Origin of the sequence: Cellulophaga lytica DSM 7489 (assembly GCF_000190595.1) — a bacterium.
Classification (GTDB): domain Bacteria; phylum Bacteroidota; class Bacteroidia; order Flavobacteriales; family Flavobacteriaceae; genus Cellulophaga; species Cellulophaga lytica.
The window spans coordinates 1,366,367-1,386,045 of sequence record NC_015167.1; the positions used below are offsets into that span (position 1 = coordinate 1,366,367).

Annotated in this window: 14 protein-coding genes; 8 read left to right on the forward strand and 6 right to left on the reverse strand. The window is 32.2% G+C overall.

Going from position 1 to position 19,679, the window contains the following annotated elements; translation table 11 throughout:
- The first annotated feature begins 46 nt into the window (after window positions 1-46).
- The 4 genes from CELLY_RS06150 to CELLY_RS06165 all read left to right on the forward strand — a co-directional run bounded on the left by CELLY_RS06150 (window position 47) and on the right by CELLY_RS06165 (window position 5,851).
- Entirely contained in the window at window positions 47-1,564 is a 1,518-nt protein-coding gene (locus CELLY_RS06150) for a hypothetical protein (protein ID WP_013620799.1), read from the forward strand.
- Between the two features lie 62 nt (window positions 1,565-1,626).
- Window positions 1,627-2,673, forward strand: a complete 1,047-nt coding sequence (locus tag CELLY_RS06155) for a glycoside hydrolase family 130 protein (RefSeq protein WP_013620800.1) — start codon at window positions 1,627-1,629, stop codon at window positions 2,671-2,673.
- Complete coding sequence (locus tag CELLY_RS06160) at window positions 2,666-4,210, forward strand: hypothetical protein (RefSeq protein WP_013620801.1); 1,545 nt, start codon at window positions 2,666-2,668, stop codon at window positions 4,208-4,210. The genes CELLY_RS06155 and CELLY_RS06160 overlap by 8 nt, the downstream gene beginning before the upstream one ends.
- Window positions 4,211-4,213: 3 nt before the next feature.
- The gene (locus CELLY_RS06165) at window positions 4,214-5,851 is read left to right on the forward strand and encodes a sodium:solute symporter (protein WP_013620802.1); all 1,638 of its coding nucleotides are present in this window, start codon (window positions 4,214-4,216) and stop codon (window positions 5,849-5,851) included.
- Between the two features lie 77 nt (window positions 5,852-5,928).
- Here the strand turns inward: CELLY_RS06165 and CELLY_RS06170 are convergent, their stop codons facing one another.
- Complete coding sequence (locus tag CELLY_RS06170) at window positions 5,929-7,080, reverse strand: response regulator (protein WP_013620803.1); 1,152 nt, start codon at window positions 7,078-7,080, stop codon at window positions 5,929-5,931.
- A gap of 215 nt (window positions 7,081-7,295) precedes the next feature.
- Here CELLY_RS06170 and CELLY_RS06175 point away from each other — a divergent pair, with 215 nt between their 5' ends.
- The 3 genes from CELLY_RS06175 to CELLY_RS06185 are packed head-to-tail and all read left to right on the forward strand — an operon-like array spanning window position 7,296 to window position 13,135.
- Window positions 7,296-10,382, forward strand: coding sequence for a membrane protein (locus CELLY_RS06175; protein ID WP_013620804.1), 3,087 nt, complete (start codon window positions 7,296-7,298; stop codon window positions 10,380-10,382).
- A gap of 3 nt (window positions 10,383-10,385) precedes the next feature.
- On the forward strand, window positions 10,386-11,615 hold the full coding sequence (locus CELLY_RS06180; protein WP_013620805.1) for an Ig-like domain-containing protein: 1,230 nt from the start codon (window positions 10,386-10,388) through the stop codon (window positions 11,613-11,615).
- A complete protein-coding gene (locus CELLY_RS06185) occupies window positions 11,612-13,135 on the forward strand; it encodes a glycoside hydrolase family 2 TIM barrel-domain containing protein (protein WP_013620806.1) in 1,524 nt (507 codons plus the stop codon). The genes CELLY_RS06180 and CELLY_RS06185 overlap by 4 nt, the downstream gene beginning before the upstream one ends.
- Window positions 13,136-13,190: 55 nt before the next feature.
- Here CELLY_RS06185 and CELLY_RS06190 read toward each other — a convergent pair whose 3' ends face one another.
- From CELLY_RS06190 to CELLY_RS06200, 3 genes are all read right to left on the reverse strand, one after another.
- Window positions 13,191-14,462 (reverse strand): glycosyltransferase, encoded by a 1,272-nt coding sequence (locus tag CELLY_RS06190; protein WP_013620807.1) that lies wholly within the window; start codon window positions 14,460-14,462, stop codon window positions 13,191-13,193.
- A 306-nt stretch (window positions 14,463-14,768) separates the two neighbouring features.
- On the reverse strand, window positions 14,769-16,004 hold the full coding sequence (locus CELLY_RS06195) for an oligosaccharide flippase family protein (protein ID WP_013620808.1): 1,236 nt from the start codon (window positions 16,002-16,004) through the stop codon (window positions 14,769-14,771).
- A complete protein-coding gene (locus CELLY_RS06200) occupies window positions 15,991-16,293 on the reverse strand; it encodes an STAS domain-containing protein (protein WP_013620809.1) in 303 nt (100 codons plus the stop codon). The genes CELLY_RS06195 and CELLY_RS06200 overlap by 14 nt, the downstream gene beginning before the upstream one ends.
- Window positions 16,294-16,519: 226 nt before the next feature.
- Between CELLY_RS06200 and CELLY_RS06205 the strand changes: the two genes are divergently transcribed.
- Complete coding sequence (locus tag CELLY_RS06205) at window positions 16,520-18,592, forward strand: tetratricopeptide repeat protein (RefSeq protein ID WP_013620810.1); 2,073 nt, start codon at window positions 16,520-16,522, stop codon at window positions 18,590-18,592.
- Between the two features lie 43 nt (window positions 18,593-18,635).
- On the opposite strand, the gene CELLY_RS06210 is transcribed toward CELLY_RS06205, so the two are convergent.
- Both CELLY_RS06210 and CELLY_RS06215 read right to left on the reverse strand, forming a co-directional pair.
- On the reverse strand, window positions 18,636-19,358 hold the full coding sequence (locus tag CELLY_RS06210; RefSeq protein ID WP_013620811.1) for a LytR/AlgR family response regulator transcription factor: 723 nt from the start codon (window positions 19,356-19,358) through the stop codon (window positions 18,636-18,638).
- A 3-nt stretch (window positions 19,359-19,361) separates the two neighbouring features.
- Window positions 19,362-19,679, reverse strand: a complete 318-nt coding sequence (locus tag CELLY_RS06215; RefSeq protein WP_013620812.1) for a hypothetical protein — start codon at window positions 19,677-19,679, stop codon at window positions 19,362-19,364.

Consider the following 19,679-nt stretch of genomic DNA (forward strand, 5'->3'; position numbering starts at 1 on the left):
CTTAACTATAAATTAAGGTGCTACAACAATACTAAAGAAATAGAATATGACACTAAAAAATATTTTCACTGCTGTATTACCAATGCTACTTGTTGCCGCAAGTTGTAATGATGATGAGCCTGCATTTACTTCTATAGAAAAAAACAGAGAGGTACTAATTACAGAAGAACTTGTTTCTACCAATTTTGTTGGTAATGGTGCACAATGGGGTGGTTATGATATGGTGCCAACCTGGTTAGGAACAGAAACACTTAGTGATGCAGATTGGAACACCCTATTTAAGCGTATAGATTTTATGAGGCCTCCGTTTTTAAGAATTGTAACCAATTCTGGTTGGTCTTATGATAATGATGGTGTGTATGATGAGACTACAAAAACGTTATCGCTTTTTAAAATGTTAGACTATGCCAAAGAACGCAATATAGAAATTACGTATGGTGAATGGGGCCACAGCTCTACAGGTGACATTAGCACTATAGATATGGATTGGATTGAAAAATCTGTGAAATTCTTAAATCATTTGGTAAACGAAAAAGGCTATACCAACATTAAAACAATAAATATTATTAATGAGCCTAATGGCGATTGGTCTAGTACTAAAGGAGATTACAACATTTGGAAAAATGTACAGCTAGCTTATTTAGAAGAAATGAAAAACTACAGCTTGGCAGACATTAAAGTAATGGGGCCAGATATAGCCGTTTTTAACACCGCTAGCCAAACAGAATGGTTAACAAAAACTGAGGCAGATTTAGGAGACAATGTAGGTTTGTATGACATTCACGTGTACCCACAACAACAACTAATTCGTAATGGTGAGTTTGCACAAATGCTTAGCGCATATAAAAAAATAACTCCGGCAGACAAGCGTATTGTTTTAGGAGAAATAGGATTTAAATACACAGAGGTAGATGCGCAGCTAAAATTAGAAAACGAAGAAGCTATTGCTAACGACCCATATGCTGGTGAAGATTCTAATATGATGATTTACAAAGCTTTTTACGGCATAGATATGGCAGATGCCTTAATACAAGCAATGAGAGAAGGCTTCTCTGGCTCTTTAGTTTGGAATATGGATGACGCTATGTACAATAGTCCAGACAACGGAGATTACCAGTCTGATAAATTAAAACGTTGGGGTTTTTGGAACATTTTAGGCGAAGAACACACTGGCAATGTTAGTGATGAAGACATTAGACCATACTTTTATCCTGTTTCATTATTAACTCGCTTTTTTCCTGCTGGTAGTGATATTTATAACGTAGAACTACCTAATAAAAAAGGATTACGTGCCGTAGTAGGTACATACAATGGTAAACAAACAATTGCTATTGTAAACTCTCATTACAGTACCTATGAGCTTAATTTAAAATCGGACTTTTTAGGCAACATTACTGCAAATAAATACAGCTACAAGTCTAACGCAGATGGCTCTTTTGTTGGTAAAGTAGATGAAAATGGCTTTGCTACTCCAATAGAAAATAACAAAGAATTAAACTTTACAAATGGTGTAAATATGACCCTAGAAGGGGAGTCTTTTATACTATTTACAAATATGGAGTAATCTATAAAGTAGAATTAAAAAATCAATCAATATAATTTACAAATAAGGAAATAAAAATTAGTATGAATACTGTAGAACAAAAAAAAACAGGATTATTACGTCTTAAAAAACACCAAAACAACCCAGTTTTAAGTCCAAATCCAGAAAACGATTGGGAAAGTTTAGTTGTTTGCAACCCAGGAGTTTGGTATGAAAACGGTACATTTTTTATGCTGTACAGAGCCGCTGGTAATGATAAAGAGCATCAAATACGTTTTGGTTTAGCCACAAGTACAGATGGTGTAAACTTTACTCGTACCTCTAACCAACCTGTTTTTAGTCCAAGTACAGATGGGCCAGATATGGGCGCTGTAGAAGATCCTAGAATTGTAAAATTTGGAGATGAGTTTTATGTAACATATGCTTACAGACCTCATCCTCCAGGACAGTATTGGAATTTTGATCATGATCAAATTTTATTACCAGATTGTGATGCTGATGCTCCGTTGGTTTTAAAAAACAACATTGCAAACTCGGGCTTACTTTTAACCAAAGATTTTAAAAATTACAGACGCTTAGGAAGAATTACACAAAGTAATTTAGACGATAGAGATGTTATTATTTTTCCAGAAAAAATAAACGGGAAATATGCAATGTTACACAGACCAAAAGAATGGATTGGTGAAGAGTATGGCTGTGATAAACCTTCTATATGGATTCGTTTTTCTAACGATTTAATGGTTTGGGAAGAGCCAAGTACATTGCTACTTGCAGGTATTAATAATAGCTGGGAAGAAAAAATTGGCGGTAGCACACCTCCTTTAAAAACTAAAGATGGCTGGTTAATTATATATCATGGTGTAGAAAATGGCGGCTTAGGTTATTACCGTGTTGGTGCGGCTCTTTTAGATTTAGAAGACCCTACAATTGTAAAATCTAGACTAACCAATTGGATCATGGAGCCAGAGCACGATTATGAAATTGATGGCTTTTACAAAGGTTGTGTTTTTCCAACAGGAAATATGATTATTGATGATACTTTATACGTATATTATGGTGCTGCAGACAGGTATGTTGGTCTTGCAACATGTAATATTGATGAATTATTAAATGAACTTAAAAATGCTTAAAAAGCAAGTATTTAATTACCTATTACTTCTCCTTTTTTTGCCGTTAGCATTTTGCCAAACGGTAAAAAAGGAAGAGTTAGTTACAATTGATGCCAATACTATTATCTCTTCGGAATTTATTGGCAATGGAGTAGAGTGGTCTGCGTATCCACACGCAGATGCAGATGACGCAGAATGGGGCTTATTAATGACCAATAAAAAATGGGAAACTGTTTTTAAAAGGTTAAATTATATGAAACCCAAAATAGTACGTGTACTAGACCAAGCAAATTGGAGGTACCTAGAGGGTATAGACAAAGATGGCAACCCAATTCTTAATTTTGAAAACCAAGAAATGCACGCTTTATACAAGCTGCTAGACTACTGCCAAAAAAATGACATTAAAGTTATACTTGGAGAATGGGGACAACCGTACAAGGTGCATGACACACATTTAAAAATGCAAAATACCTTTACTGGTGCTACAGACCCTAAATGGTTAAATAGCATTGCAGAGCACCTAAACTACCTTGTAAATACTAAAGGATACAGCTGTATTAAGTATTACAACTTAGTAAATGAGCCAAACGGCTATTGGTCTTCTATAGATGGTAATTGGGACGAGTGGAAACTTGGTGTTAAAAAATTAGATAGTGCATTAGTGTCTAAAAAACTGAAAACACCTGTACACGTTATAGGACCAGATGCTACACCTTTTAATAATGACAAATCTAAATATACAGGAACAGAATGGGCAAAGGAGTCTGTTTTACAATTAAGCAATGTTTTAGCTGCTTATGATGTACATGATTACCCTACAAAAGAGTTTGTACGTTCTGGTGAGTTTGAAAAAAAATACTCTGCAATGATTTCTTTTGCTGATAGCGTTGCAAAAAAACCTTTTATTTTAGGCGAAATTGGGTTTGAAAAATATGTAGATGAAAACATAAAAAGGTATGAGGCAGACCCGTTTGCTAGCCCAGATAGTCAATTATCTGTTTATGATTATGACTATGGTGTAGATATGGCAGATGTGCTAATACAATCTATGAATAGCGGTTTTGATGCCGTTATTGCTTGGGGGTTAGATGATGCTATGCATACCAACGGTGACACCGGAGATAAAAATCAGCTTAAAAAATGGGGAATGTGGAATATTCTTGGCAAAGAACTAACTGGTGATGCTAAAGAAGAAGATATTAGACCTTGGTTTTATACGTGGTCTATTATAACCAGATACTTTACAGAAGATATGAAAATTGTAAAAACTACTGGTTTAAAGCTAAACAAAGTACGTATGGTATCTGGCTGGTCTACAAACAACCACGTTACGTTTTCTATTGTAAATAATAGTAGTAAAAACGCAACTTTTACACTAGACACCAAAAATTTACAAAATAAAAACTTTAAAAAGTTTATATACAGTGAAAAAAACAGACCTGTAGACGGCAATAACTTTCCTAAAGCAGTACAAACTAATTTAAGTTTTACATCAGACTCAAAGCAAATAACTATTCCTGCAAAAAGCGTATTACTTTACACAACCTACAATTATTAAATTATGAGTAACTTAAGTTATATAGACCTTACTGTACTAGTACTGTACATTGTTTTTATAGTATGGTGGGCCTTAAAAAATGGAAAAAGTAAAGATTCTGACGCCTATTTTTTAGCTGGCAGAAACCTAACTTGGCCAATGGTTGGGTTATCTTTATTTGCCGCAAGTGTATCTAGTTCTACATTAATGGGGCATTCTGGAGAAGGCTTTATTAGCGGTATTGCTGTGTTTAATTACAACTGGATATCGGTTTTAATAATGGTATTTTTTGCCATGTTCTTTTTGCCTTTCTACATAAAATCTGGAATTTTTACAATGCCGGAATTTTTAGAACGCAGGTTTGATGGTAAGTCTAGATCTTACTTTTCTTTTATTACAATTATTGGTAACGTTTTTTTAGATGCCTCTGCTACCCTATACACAGGCGCCTTAATTATAAAAATGATTTTTCCGGAAGTAGAAATTTTCTGGATTATTATAGGTATGGCAGCTGTTGCAGGTAGTTATACCATTATTGGTGGTTTGTCTTCTGCAATTAATGCAGATATGATACAAGCTGCTGTGTTAATTATTGGTTCTTCAATTTTATCATTCTACGCTATTAGTAGTATTGGTGGTTGGGAATCTTTTATAGATAAATTTAACGATGGTGTTTGGTTAAAATTAACCAGACCGTTAGATGACCCTACTGTACCTTGGTTAGGAATGTGGATTGGTATTCCTATTCTTGGGTTTTACTTTTGGGCTAACAACCAAGTTATGGTACAACGTGTATTATCTGCAAAATCTATAGACCATGGAAGAAAAGGTGTTTTACTAGTAGGTTTTTTATACCTATTTACATTATTTATTTTTATTGTTCCCGGATTAATTGCACGTGGTATAAACCTTTTTGGAGTAGAAAATTTGCCGCATGAATTAATAAGCGGAATTGATTTAAAAGAAAAATACGGTATAAATACAGACCAAGTATATCCAAGGCTTATTGTTAAGTTATTACCTGTTGGCCTTATTGGTATTATTTTATCTGCAATGATATCTGCTTTAACATCTACCTTAAGTGCCACATTAAGCTCTGTATCTACTTTATTTACTATGGATTTTTATAGTAAAATAGATAAAAATGCCAGTAGCGCTAAAAAGGTAAAAGTTGGTAAAATTACAGCTGTTGTAACATTAGTAATTGCTGTTATTTGGGCTCCTTATATTCAGACTTTTGATTCGCTTATAGCCTATTACCAAGAAATAGTTTCTTATTTGGCACCACCAATTGTAGGTACATTTTTTATAGGTTTATTTTGGAAAAGAGCCAATGCTAAGGGCGCTTTTAGCGGCTTAATGGCAGGTTTAGCTGTTGCTGCCTTAATTATGACATTAAAGTATGTGCTAAACGTAGAAATAAATATTCACTTTTTACTATTAGCTCCTGTTCTGCTAATTATAAGCTTGGTAGTATCTATAATTGTGAGTTTAGCTACTGCACCACCACCAGCAGATAAGGTTGCAGAAAACACTTGGACCAAACAAATTTGGATAGATGAAACTAAAGAACTTAAAGGTATTGTTTGGTATAAAAACTTTAGAGTACAAGCTATTTTGTTAGTTATAGCTTGCTTTGTTATGTATGGCTTATTTTATTAAAAAAGTCTAAGTTTAGTTAATTAAAAATCCCACATCATTACAATGTGGGATTTTTTTAGTTAGAAGAGAACCTTAACCTAAACTTCATAACTTTTATTTCCGTAGTGCATTTTAATCTGCGCTAACTGACCAACAATTTTAATAGAATCTTTCATAGATAATTTAGAGCCATCTGCGTGTATCCACCTTTTTAATGGTTGCTCGCAAATTAACTGCTGCACATTATCTTTTCCGTATTTCTTTTTCATACGCATAAAGATCTCTACATCAAACAACCAACGTGTAATAAACTTTTTATTAAACATTGTAGTTGCTATTTCTCTGTCCATTATTTTAGCTCCACATTGGGTATCTTTAAATGGCATTTTTAATATATTTTGTATAATAAGGTTTATGGTTTTACTTATTATTTTTCGAGCAGATTCTTTAGTAATATCTGCTCCCATTCTGCTAATTCTAGAACCACTTACAATTTTATACTCAGAGTTTTCTATGGTTTTAACTAATTCATCAAAATCTCTAAAATCTGTAGATAAATCTGCATCTAAATAGCCTATATAGTCAAACTGAGAATCTTTTGCTAAATGCAATACTCCTTGACGAACCGCTTCTGCTTTACCTCCATTTTTTTTACAATTGTAAACACTAATGGTATTTTCACTTTCTTTTCTTAATTCTTCTAAAACTTCTAAAGTATTATCTGTACTACCATCATTTACAAAACACAAGTGGTAGCCCAGGTTTTTTTGGGCAAAATCTTTAAACTCTGCACTAGATAGCCTATCTGCTTCATTATAACAAGGTATAACAACACCTACACAATTTTTTTGTAGCATTTGTGCACCATCAACCTTTGTAGCGGTTTTAGCCTCTGTAGGAGCACCAACAATACGCTTAACACGTGCTGCTACTTCTTCTAAACTTACAGGCTTCTTCATATAGTCATCTATACCAAGATTAAATCCGTCTAAAATTATATCTTCATCTGTATTACCAGACATTACCATTATTGCCGTACTAGAATTGTTTTTAATGTGCTTTACCACATCTAAACCGCTCATATCTGGCATATTAATATCTACTATTACAAGATCTGGCTTAAAAGAGTTAAAAGTTTCTATTCCGGTTGCTCCAGAACTTGCTGTTTGTACTTGGTATCCTAAATCAGTTAATTTTTTTTCTACGGAGAGTAAAATTAATTGCTGATCATCAATAGCTAAAATTTTCATAGGTTAAGGTTTTTTTGTTTTGGGGAAAAGGTTATAGTTTTTACCATAACTTTCTGGTACAAAGGTACTACGGTTATATAACTAAAAAGTTAGCAGCAAGGTCAATAACCGTTTTCTGTAGACGAGTGGTTTTGTAAGCAAGTTAACATACATTATTTATAATACCACAATATGTTTATCTTTATCTTGTTTTATATTCTTACAGGTTAAAATTTATGAAGAGAACCAATATTTTATTAATATTAGCTCTTATTGTTGGTATTGCTTTCCATGGGTCTAGTATTTTCTTTACGTTAGAGAATACTTATGATGCATTAATTCACCTGTTTTTTGCAGACCATTACGCTAATAGTTGGTTTGAGCCTTGGGATTATAGGTGGTATACTGGTTTTACAGTACAAGCGTACCCGCCTTTAGTACACCAACTAATAGGTCTTTTATCTTACATAGGCGGTTTAAAATTTGGTATGTTTACCGTTGCTCTTTTAGCTATAGTATTATTTATAACTGGTGCGTATAGATTTGGGTTGCTTATAACCGCTAATAGGCGCGTTGCTGGTTATACTGCATTACTAGCTGTTTTTTCTTCAACATTTATAGAAACCCTACACATATTTGGGCAACTGCCCAGCATTATGGGCTTATCTATATTACTGCATAGTATACCAGAAATATATTTGTGGATAAAAGAAGGTAGAATTAGGTACTTGGTTACAAGTTTATCTTTAATTGCTGTAACAGTAACGTCTCATCATGTTACACCAATTTTTGGTATGGTATTCTTTATATTTCCGTTAATTGGTATGGTGATAATGGATACAGCTAAAGACAAAGTAAAAGACACTAAAGCAATACATTTAAAAACATTTATTTGGGCATTTAAAAAGCTATTTTGGCGTATTGTAACTTTTGGTTTTTCATCATTAATGCTCATTATATTTTGTATTCTTCCGTACTGGGTAAACTCTAAAAAAAATCCAATAACTCAGGTTCCTATTCCGCATGGCTCTAGAGACAACTTTTTAGAGGTTTTATCTTCTGGCTTGGTCTTTTTTATGATTCCGTGGGGAATATTACTATTTATACTACCTTATATTTTTTATAGGTTTTACAGCAAGCGCTACTTATTTTTTGGACTATCTTTTTCTATGCTAACTATTTTAGGAACAGGTGGCACAACACCTATTCCTTTAAAACTATTAGGAGAAACCGCTTTTAATATTTTAACCTTAGACCGTTTTACTCTTTGGGCTACAATTATGGCCTTACCAATATTTGGTGAGTTTGCATATAGGATGATAGAAGGCGATTTAAAAAACAACATTCAAAAAAGGTTTGGAGCTGTATATCACAGAATTGTGGGTGGTTTTTTTATGGTTGGCATATTATTTATGGTAATTTTTACAATGAGCTTGGGCTATTTTAGACCATCACAGCCAGCAAAAATTAAAATGCTGCCTATTGTAAACTTTTTAAATCAGGATCAGCATGATCATTGGCGTTACTTAACTCTTGGTTTTGGAGACCAAATGGCTTGGCTATCTGCGCAAACAAAAGCAATGACTGTAGATGGCAATTACCATTCTGCTCGAAGGTTACCAGAGCTTACCACTAGAGCTATAGAACGCTTAGAAAATTCAAAATTTAGAGGCGTAGAAGGTATTGGATCCTTACAACAATTTTTAACGGTACCAGAAAAATACAATTTAAAGTATATTTTTTCTAACGATAAGTTTTATGATCCCATATTGTATTTCTCTGGCTGGCAACGTTTGCAACAGTTAGAAAACGGCATAATGGTTTGGGAGAAACTAAATGTACCTCCAATACCTGCAATTATACCAAAAGAAGACGTACCTACATTTTTAAAAATAATGTGGAGTACTATTCCTGTTTTAACCATTTTACTGGCCTTTATTATTAATATTCAAATGGTGTGGTACAGAACGCTAAAATCTAAAAAACTAGCGTTACCATCTTACTTAAAATACAGAATAGAGTACACAAAATTTTCTAGAGGCTTAGTAACCGTTAATCATATTTGGGCAGGAATTGTTATGGTTTGTTTAGCCTACGGCGGATATTTATTTTATGTAGAAAACAGCACACAACTGTCTGCTAAAAATGTAGTAACTGCTTATTATGATGCTGTAGATTTTAAAGAGTTTGAAAGGGCTTTTTCATACATTAATCCAGATGACGGTGTTAGCCTTTCTCAGTATATGTTAGAAATTTCTGTTACAGATGGTATTTTAAGTTCATACGCAAAGTTAGACTCCATTGGCATTTCATTTGTAAACAAAACAAAAAACAGTGCAAAGGTTAAAGTAGACACAAGGTGGATTACACCTTTAGATGCAGTAGAAAAAACGTTTTATCACACTGTAAAAAAGAAAAAAAATAAATGGTACTTAAGCGTTTCTAAGTTAGATAATGACTTACCACCAGACCAGTTGTTTACAGATAATTCTACTACATTTTTTAACCATGGCAGAAGAAAAATAACCACAGAGCAAACACACCATGAAGATGTTTTAAAACAACCCGTTTTAGAAATTTTAACTGCAAAATTAATAAAATACAATGGCAGGTATAGTATAATTGGGCAAATACAAAATGTAGACAACGTACCGTCTGATGTTGTTATTAAAGGCACCCTTTACAATGATAAAAATAAAGAGTTGGCTAACTATAATGCTAAAGACAACATAAAACACAAGCTAATGCCTAAGGAGATTACCGCATTTAAAATTAATTTTGAGGGTATTGCTTGGTCTTCTACCAAAGATACTTTGCCGCCAACATTTAATCCGGATGAGTTTACACCAATTAATTTAGAAGAAATACCAACCAAATTTAATTTACAGTGCGCTGGCAATGTTGCCAATACAGATTTGTATAAAAAATTGTCTTTGCAAGAGTTAAACTTTACTAACAATACAATGAGCGGCTCCCTTTTTAACTCTGGCGTACAGGAGGTTACTATACCTCAGCTATTAATTTCTTATTATGACAATGATAAAAAACTAGTTTGGGTAGATCATAATTTTTTATCTGAAGGTGTACGTATACAAAGAAAACAACATTTTAACTACAACCTATTAAACCTTAGCAATTTAAAAGTTATTAGTGATGATATGACAAATTGTTTTGTAAATGGCTCTCCTAACATAGAAATAGCTAAAAAAATGTTTCCGGACAGGAACCACAACCATATGTTAGAGCAGCTACAAGAACAAAAAGGAGATGGTTTTAATTTTATAAGACTAGAGGTTAATAGTTACATTGGTAATCCAAAATAAAGCTTGAAAAATTACTTATACATAATATTATTATTTCTTTTCTGCACTAGCTGCAGCAAAAAAGAAACACCCAAAAAACAAAATACCAGTAACGTAACTTTTACTACATTAACAGCTAAAAAAAATTATACCGTTGCAGATTCTATTACTTTAGAGTTTACTGCCAGCAAACAAAGTAATGCGGTTTTGGTTTTAAAAAATGCTTATGGTATAACCGCAATTAAACCAATACAAAGCAACAACAAGTTAACCTATAAAGTACCAGAAAATTTCACTAAAATTGTTGGTAATTTGCATTGGCTACTGGTTTTAAACAACCATATAAAATTGCAAGATACCGTTGTGATAATGCCTGAAGCTAACAACTACCCAAAACTAGAAACCTATTTAGGACCAAGAAGTATTGTTGCTGGCGGTAACGACTTTTCTATGCTTGTAAATGCGCCTACAGATAGGTTTGATAATCCTTTGGCAGCAGGCACTAAAGTGGCTATAAAACATCAATTTAGAAAAGAGGTTACAACAGACACTTTAAAGGTTAAAAATTTGGTGGCTTGGACCAATATTTTTTCTCCACAAAAAACGGGACGCATATTAATTACATCTTTGGTAGACAGTACAAAATCTAAAGAATTAACCTCGGTAATATTGCCAGATAACGCATCTAACTTTACAATAAATTACAGCAGAAACCATAAGTACGCAGATGGCAACCAAATTATAACATTTACAACATCTACAATAAAAGACAACCACGGTAATGTAGTTAGTGATGGTACTTTGGTTCTTTTTACTGTAAAAGATAACCAAGGCAACTTGCTACAAACAAATGGTACAACCATAAACGGTGTAGCTATAGCAAAACTATTGCACCCATCTAAAAAAGAATCTTGGACTGTTACTGCCTATGTTACAGGAGCGGCAAAAAGCGACTCTATTAAGGTAGATTTTAGCTCTGCAGTAAAAGATTATAAAGTGCACTTATCTGCAAACAACAGAACAATTACTATTGGGCCAATAGAAAGTTTTATGCAGCAATTTGTACCAGACGGATTAACCGTAACTGTATTTATTTACACTAAAGAAGGTGCTTTATTAAACACCATTAAAACTACAACTTTAAAAGGAGTTGCTAGGTTTAATTTTGATGAAAACTTTTATAAAAAAGGAAGTTATACTATTAAAATTGAAGCTGCCGGAATTATTAAAAACAAAGTAATAATGCTAAAATGAAGATAAATAAAATTATATATCGTGCACTTTTACTACTGTCTTTTGTAGCCTTAAATGGTTTGGTGTTAATTGGCATAAGTGCTATGCTATCTTACTTAAATACGGGAGCAGAAAGAACTTCTATTTTACATATTGAGCAAAATTTTGAAGAAACATATTCTCCTAAAATAGTTTGGCATAACACTACTAATGAAGGCAGAGAAATTGAAGATCAAACTTTACAATCTATAGAAGAAGATTATAAAAATGCTTGGAATGTGCGCAACATTGCTTTAGCAAGTAACAATATGTATGGTGTAGATGATTTTTTTACAACTAGTGCCAGAGCTAAATTAGATAGCATTATTAAACTAAATTCTAAAAACGGAATTACGCTAGTTACCACATCTATACAACATAACCCAACTGTAGACTTTTACAGTGCAGATGGTAAACTTGTAGTGTTTACAGATAATAATGCAGAACAATACAATGAGGTTTACAGCAATAATACTTTGGTAAGCAATTTTTACAGCACACCCAGTTATAAGGTAATGATGCTTTTAGAAGATGGTTTTTGGCGTATTAGACACCTGGTAGAAATAAATAAAAAAAACACTGCCAATACATTAATACCACAAAAAAAACAGCAAAGCAAAACCATAACATCTGGTATAAACTATTACCCAAAAAACACTCCTTGGAATATGTTTGGCAAAACATACAACAGTAGTGTAATAGAAAAAGACTTTGCATTAATACAAGAGTTACAGCTAAATACAATTCGTATTTTTGTTCCTTATGAAGCTTTTGGAAAAGCTAATGTAGACCCTAAAAAGTTAATGCAATTAAAACAAACTTTAGATATTGCAGAAAGGCACAAACTTAATGTAATAGTTACTCTTTTTGACTTTTATGGTAATTATGATGTACAAGACTGGACATTAAACCACAGACACGCAGAGCAAATTGTAAATGCTCTTAAAAATCATCCTGCCTTGGTTGCTTGGGATATTAAAAATGAACCCGATTTAGACTTTGAATCTAGAGGAAAACTAAAAGTAATTGCTTGGCTTAAAGAAATGATTAAAAATATAAGAAAGTGGGATTCTAAAACCAATATTACTATTGGATGGTCTAGTACAGAAGCTGCAGAAAACCTAGTTGAAGAAGTAGATATTGTATCTTTTCATTATTACAAAGAGCCTAAAGATTTTTTAAAATCCTTTGCTGTATTAAAAAACAAAGCTAAGGGTAAAGATTTGGTTTTACAAGAGTACGGCTACTCGTCTTACAGTGGCTTTTGGAACCTATTCACAGGTTCTATAGATGACCAAGCTGCTTATTACAAAGAAATGCAATTGTATATAGAACAAGAGAATATTCCTTTTGTATTATGGACATTGTATGATTTTGAAACAATACCAACAGCCGTTGTTGGTAGGTTACCTTGGCGTAAAAATCAGCAAAAGTATTTTGGCTTATTTACTGTAGACGGACAGCCAAAGGATGCATTACAATATATTAAACCTAAAAAGTAAAAGGGAAACAGCTAACCATACTGTTTCCCTTTTTGTGGCTTAACCTCACCATAATTTATTTTACTAAAAGCTCTACTGCTTCTCTTTCTTTCTCCATCTCTCTTTCTTTTTCTCTTTCTGCTATAATAGTATCAATACTTATGTTTCCGGCTTTAGCCATTTGTATTGCTGCAAAATAATCTACATACATCTGTGCAATATCAGACATTGGTAAAGAGCACGCTGCTTTATAATTTATTTTACTTAATTCTTCGCGGTAATCATCATATGTAATAATGTTTTCTATTGCATCTGCTAAAGATTCTGCACTTTCTGGCTCAAAAAATTCACCTTTATAACCTTCTTCCTTAACTAGTATGCTTAAATCTCCTAAATCTGGTAACGCAACTGCTTTTCCGTAGCTACCTGCTTGGTGTAAAACTCCAGAGCTACCTGTTGTAGATGTGTAAGGAAAAACTACCACTGCACTATCATTAAAAATAACAGGTACATCTTCTTCTGCAACATAACCAGTAAACCTAAGTTGGTCTACGTGCTTATATTTTTCGCTCACTTCATTTAAATAACCTGGTGTGTTTGGGCTATCTGTACCTGCTATTACTATTTCTATATCTTGTTTTGTACGCTGACGAATAATTTCTACAGCATCAATTAAAATTTCTACTTTTTTGTATGTTCCAAACTTTCCAAAAGCCATTACTTGCTTAGGACCTTTTGGTAATTGATAAGTTGGTTCTGGCGGAGTTTCAAAAGCACCATGAGGAATTAAAGCAACGTTTCTAGACTTGTATTTGCTTTCTAAAATACCTTTGTATTTGCTTATTGTTACGGCTAAAATATCTGAAGATAAAATTACTTTAGTTAATGAAGCTCCAATAAAATTGTATGCTTTTTTAAGAAAACTACTTTTAGTTATACCAGCATTTTCTAAATCTACCTGCTCTAATATATTGTGCAGTAAAGATATTGTTGGTATTCCTTTTAATTTACATATTAAAGGCAACATTAAACCTAACGCAGCAGGTACTTTTTTGTCTCCAAATTTTAAAAACTGAAGGTTAAATAAAACTGCGTCTGGTTTAGTGTCTGCAATTGCGCCCATAATACCAAAAACGTTTTTATAGCTATTAAAACTCCAGCATTCTTTTACTGTAATTTTACAGCCTTCTTCTGTAAAAGAAAGATCTTTTGCTTCTTTGGTTTTGTCTGTAATTAAGACTATTTCAGTTACTTCTTTTTGTAGTCTAAAATGTTTTACCAAGTGGTATCCGTATTCTGTTAAAGTTACTTTACTTGGTGGGTACGCTGTTACAATTGCTAATTTCATAAGGTTAAGTTTTAATAATTTATTTGGGATAAATTGTTATACAAATATCCATCTTAAAGCCTTATTTAATAGGGGTTAAGAGACCAAATACCATTTACTGTAGACGAATGGAAAGCACCCTGCGGTTAACGTTTTTTTAACAAAACTAAAACAGAATTTTAATGAAGAAGTAGTTATAAAATGAGTTTAAAAAAGAAGTTAAAATCTTACATAATATTACAGGCACGTATAAAAGTAAAAAAGCCTAAAACTTAAAAAGCTTTAGGCAATTAATTGGGGGGAATGCTAACCAAATTAAAAGTAGGTTTATATGTTTCGTTTTGATGAAAAGTAAAGTAGTTGTGCAAAAAGTAATGCCAACATTACTATAATTTGTAGTTGTACAACCATAGCTAAACTGCTATGAAAAAATACGATTAATCCTATTTGTGATAATCCTAGTATACCAGATAATATTACCGGAACATAATAGTCTAGAGATAAAAAATAATATGCAAATATGTTAGATATAGCAAAAAGCGATGTTGCTAATGCATACTGCCATAATAAAGATGACATTTCTAAATAGGCATCACCAAACATTAATGATATAATTGTTTCTGGAAAAAGGTAGCAACCAGCAACTATAGTTACAGATAGTAAACTTATATAACCAACATACTTAAATAAAATTGGTGCTGTACGTTTACCTTCTTTTCTTTTTTCTATTACTGCTGGTAATAATAACATTACAAACATCCAAGCTACAAAATAAACTACTCTACCTATTAATGCTAAAGAAGCATAAAGCCCGGCATCTAAAGAATTAAAATAATGTTTTACTAAAAGTACATCGCTATTGTTTATAATAATTTGCGTAAGCTCATAACCGGCTGTTAATAGTATAAATGTGGTAACTTTCTTTTTATTTTCTACAGTTAAAATATTAGATGCAGCAAAAGATATTTTCTTAAATTTTATTGGCATTAATCCAAAAACAAAAGATATTACTATACCTACAGCTACTAAAAAAGCAGAGTTCATTGGTACTAATAACAATAAAGCTAGTGTTACTAACAATCTGCTCCACATTTCTGATTGGTAGGTTACAGATAAGTTAGTATAATTTTGTTTGCCTTGGTATTTTCCTCTTTTAATAGACATTATAAAGTAAAGCGGAATACCTACAGCAAATACTCTAAACATTGTTACAGATTCTGTATTAAATAACTGCTGTAAATTGTTTGCAAATAAAAATAATAAAGCCCCTATAGCAACACCAAAAATAATGGCGTATTTGTGCATATAGTTTTCAAAAGCTTTCCATTGGTTACCAGAAAACAAAATATTAAACTTGGTGGTTACCAACTGAAAAGTCATTCCTACAAAAGAAAGCACCAACAATAATGTTATTAGTAAAGCTGCATCTGCAAAGGCAGCAGGCCCTAACATACGCCCTAGTATTAAGTTATACAGGTAGTTGCCTCCATTTACAACAAGTACACTTGTCATAAATATTTGTTCTGGAGTTATTTTTTTATTTACAAAACTAAACGCGGTCATTGCTAAAGATATAAGAAGTGTTAGACATTTCCATAATAGAAGCAATTTGTTTATTCTCCTGACCAACAATAGCTAAAACCTTATTGTTTTTTGCTACTTTAATGTATAGTTGCTCTAACTGCTTTGCGCTAGAATACATTATGTTATTTACATTGTCTAGAGATAAAATTAGCTTTTCATTACCTTTTAAGTAATAGTCTATATGGCTTTTAAGTGCTTTCATATTCTGAGAGTTAAGGTTTCCTTTAACTTCCATAAAATTGTTAATGTGATCTATACGTAATGCCATAATAATTGTGTTTTAGGTTAAGTTTGTATTATTTGTTACAGCAAATATCTTTTTTTAATAAAGGAAAAATTGCCGCCTGTAGATGATTGGCCGTTTACTGTAGACGAATGGTAAGTTTTAATCTTTAAATTAAAAATTTAACTAACTCATAATTAAATCATAAAAGCCTAATAAATACAGAATGTGTACGTTATAGTACTGTAGTACTAACCCTACCGTTTTTATAATGAAGAAAATTGTATTCTATTTATTACTTATTGCAACTGTAACAGTTTATGCACAGGAAGACTTAACTCCTGGTTTTAAAATGCTAGAAAAAGGCAATTTTAAAGAGGCTAAAACTTTTTTTAAACCATTGGCACAAGCTTACCCTACCAATAAAACAATATTAATATGTTACGGTAGAGCAGTAGGTTTAAGTGGAGAACCTAAAGTTGCTAATACCATATTTAAAGGTTTATTAGAAAAGCACCCAAATGATTTTGAGGTTCAAATAAACTATTACGAGTCCTTTTTATGGGCCAATCAATTTAAAGAAGCCAAACCATTATACGCAGACCTAGTTGCAAACAACCCTAAAAACTTTGCTGCCATATTAGGTTATGCCAACACATTAAGTAACTTAAAAGAGTATAAAGAGGCTTTAAAGTGGGTTAACAAAGCTATAGAGGTAGATCCTGATAATAATAGTGCCAAAGTATCTAAAAAGTATATTAAGCTTGGTTACGCTAATTATTACGTTAATAACCAAAACTATAAAAAAGGAGAAAGTTTATTAAAAGAAATACTTGAAGATTTTAAGGACGATAAAGATGCACTCCTAAATTTGGCCAATATTTATTTAATTACCAAAGATGTAAACAAAGCTAAAAATACATATTACCAATATGCTAAAACACCTAAAGATACTGTAACCGCATTAATTGGAATTGCACTAGCAGAGCATATTGGAGAAAAAGACAAAATAGCCTTAGAAACAGCCATTAATGCCAAACAAAAGGCAGAAAAAATTGAAGATTTTGAACTTATTGAAAAAAGTAACGAACGTTACGTACAGGCTTTAATTTGGAACCGCAAATTTGTTTCTGCAAAAAAAGAAATAGAGGTATTAGAAGAAAAATATCCAAACCGTAATTGGGTGATGTCTTTAAAAGCAACTTTAGGTATGTATACTTCTAAATTTAAAACCAGTATTAGTAATTACAATACTATATTGGCTAATGATAGTTTGTCTTTTGACGGTAATTTAGGTAAAGCAAATGCTTTATTTGCTTCAGATAAAATTGTACCTGCATACGTTACAACATATAAAACATTAGAAATTTTTCCGAAACAGAAAGATGCTACTGGGCTTATAAAAAAATTAAATAAAAACTACACTCCGTTTGCAGAACAACAAGTTAGCTACACGTTTGATAATGGAGACAACACTGCTCTTTCTTTAAAAACAGCAGCGATGGTACCTTTATCTACCAAATTTAAAACAACTGTAACATACCAATACAGAACCACAGAAAACACTACAACAAACAATAAAGCAACAGCACATTTAGTACAAGCAGATGTTGAGTATAAGTTAATGCCACAAACTAATTTATTAGCTTCTGCAGGTTTTAACAACTCTAGGTTTTCTAACACGTCATACACACAACCTATACTACAAGCCAAGTTACAAACTAAACCTTTGTCTTTTTTAAACTTAGATTTGGGCTACCAAAGAGAAGTACAAAGTTTTAATGCAGAACTTATAGAAAGAGAAATAGTAATGAACCACTATAGCTTAATTTACAATTTAAGCACTAATTTTAACTTAGGTTGGTACACACAACTAATACATACTAAACAGACAGATGATAACGAGAGAAATTTACTTTTTACCTCTTTGTATTATAATGTGTTAAGAAAACCAGCTTTAAAATTTGGACTAAACTACCAATACATAACTTTTAAAGACCAATTACCAGTAATTTACTTTAGTCCAGAAACCTATAAAGCCTTTGAACTTTTTGGTGATGTAAGAGGTAAAATAAACGAAAAAACAAATTATTTTGCTAGTGCAGCTACAGGCTTACAATATGTAGAGGAGCAAGATGCTAGTTCACTCTTTAGAGCCGAAGCTGGCTTAACACACCAGTTTTCTGAAAGACTTATTGGTGATGTGTATGGCAAATATAGTAACATTGCCTCTGCAACTGCTGCTGGTTTTGAGTTTACAGAAGTTGGTATTAAACTAAAATACTACCTAACAAAAAAACCATTATTTTTAGATAAGCTGAAGAAAAAATATCAAATAAAATAAAAAACCCCAATACAATTTGGGGCTTTTTTTACTGATATATAAATTATAATAGGTTTAACCTTCTCATTAATTCTGGCCTGTTAGACCTACTAATAGGCACTACATTTTTCTCAATAAGTACACTATTGTCTTCTATATCTATAATTTTTGTGAAATTAATTATATAAGATCTATGTATTTGCAAAAACAACTTTTCTGGTAACTTGTCTTTAATTTTTTTTAGAGTATTGCGTACTCTGTAGTTTTCTTTTGTTGTTTTAACCTCTATATAATCTCCTTTAGCTTCAATAAGTTGTATATCATTAAAGTTAATTTTTATAAGACGTCTATCTATATTAATATATAGTTCTTGGCCCAATGCTGTGTTGCTTTTTGTAGTGTCCTCAGAAACAGTTTCTGGTTCTGGAGCCTTAGCAAGTGCTGCTTTTACTTTTTGTATAGATTTATTAAAACGATCTTGTGTAACTGGTTTTACTAAATAATCTACAATTGACTCATACTCATAAGCCTCAATAGCGAAGTTGGTATCTGAGGTTGTTAAAACAATTTTTGGCGGATTTTTTAATGTTTGTACAAAGTCAAAACCACTAAAACCAGGCATATGTATATCTAAAAAAATAACATCTACTGTATTCTGATTTAAAAACTTTATAGCCTCCATTGCGCTTCCAAAGGCATCTATAACCTCTAACTCTTCAACGTTAGAGCAAAGTTGTGCAACTATTAACCTAGCTGTTGCCTCGTCGTCTACTATAATACAATTCATAGTTTAAATGGTTTTTAGGTAGGTTGTTATTTTTTCTAAAATTAATTTAAATTCTGTATGTAAGTCATATGTTCCCTTTAACAGTTGTTCTTCATACGTTACTGCCAAACCATATGCTTTTTCTAACCCTAGAATATTAAATTTGTGTTTTAGCTTATGTACTATTTCTGCAGAGGCTTTATTATCCTTAGCGTTAACAGCGTTAATATATGTTTCGTTTTCTTCAGGAAACTCACTTTTAATAATACTTATAAATTGATTTAGAAACTCTGTATTACCATCTGCTAGTTTGTGTACGTAATTTAGGTTGGGCTGTTCCAT

Coding starts and splice junctions, on each gene's coding strand:
- CELLY_RS06170 (WP_013620803.1), bottom strand. CDS start 7,080: ATGAAAATTTTAGCTATTGATGATCAGCAATTAATTTTACTCTCCGTA.
- CELLY_RS06185 (WP_013620806.1), top strand. CDS start 11,612: ATGAAGATAAATAAAATTATATATCGTGCACTTTTACTACTGTCTTTT.
- CELLY_RS06175 (WP_013620804.1), top strand. CDS start 7,296: ATGAAGAGAACCAATATTTTATTAATATTAGCTCTTATTGTTGGTATT.
- CELLY_RS06150 (WP_013620799.1), top strand. CDS start 47: ATGACACTAAAAAATATTTTCACTGCTGTATTACCAATGCTACTTGTT.
- CELLY_RS06210 (WP_013620811.1), bottom strand. CDS start 19,358: ATGAATTGTATTATAGTAGACGACGAGGCAACAGCTAGGTTAATAGTT.
- CELLY_RS06215 (WP_013620812.1), bottom strand. CDS start 19,679: ATGGAACAGCCCAACCTAAATTACGTACACAAACTAGCAGATGGTAAT.
- CELLY_RS06190 (WP_013620807.1), bottom strand. CDS start 14,462: ATGAAATTAGCAATTGTAACAGCGTACCCACCAAGTAAAGTAACTTTA.
- CELLY_RS06165 (WP_013620802.1), top strand. CDS start 4,214: ATGAGTAACTTAAGTTATATAGACCTTACTGTACTAGTACTGTACATT.
- CELLY_RS06195 (WP_013620808.1), bottom strand. CDS start 16,004: ATGACCGCGTTTAGTTTTGTAAATAAAAAAATAACTCCAGAACAAATA.
- CELLY_RS06200 (WP_013620809.1), bottom strand. CDS start 16,293: ATGGCATTACGTATAGATCACATTAACAATTTTATGGAAGTTAAAGGA.
- CELLY_RS06155 (WP_013620800.1), top strand. CDS start 1,627: ATGAATACTGTAGAACAAAAAAAAACAGGATTATTACGTCTTAAAAAA.
- CELLY_RS06205 (WP_013620810.1), top strand. CDS start 16,520: ATGAAGAAAATTGTATTCTATTTATTACTTATTGCAACTGTAACAGTT.
- CELLY_RS06160 (WP_013620801.1), top strand. CDS start 2,666: ATGCTTAAAAAGCAAGTATTTAATTACCTATTACTTCTCCTTTTTTTG.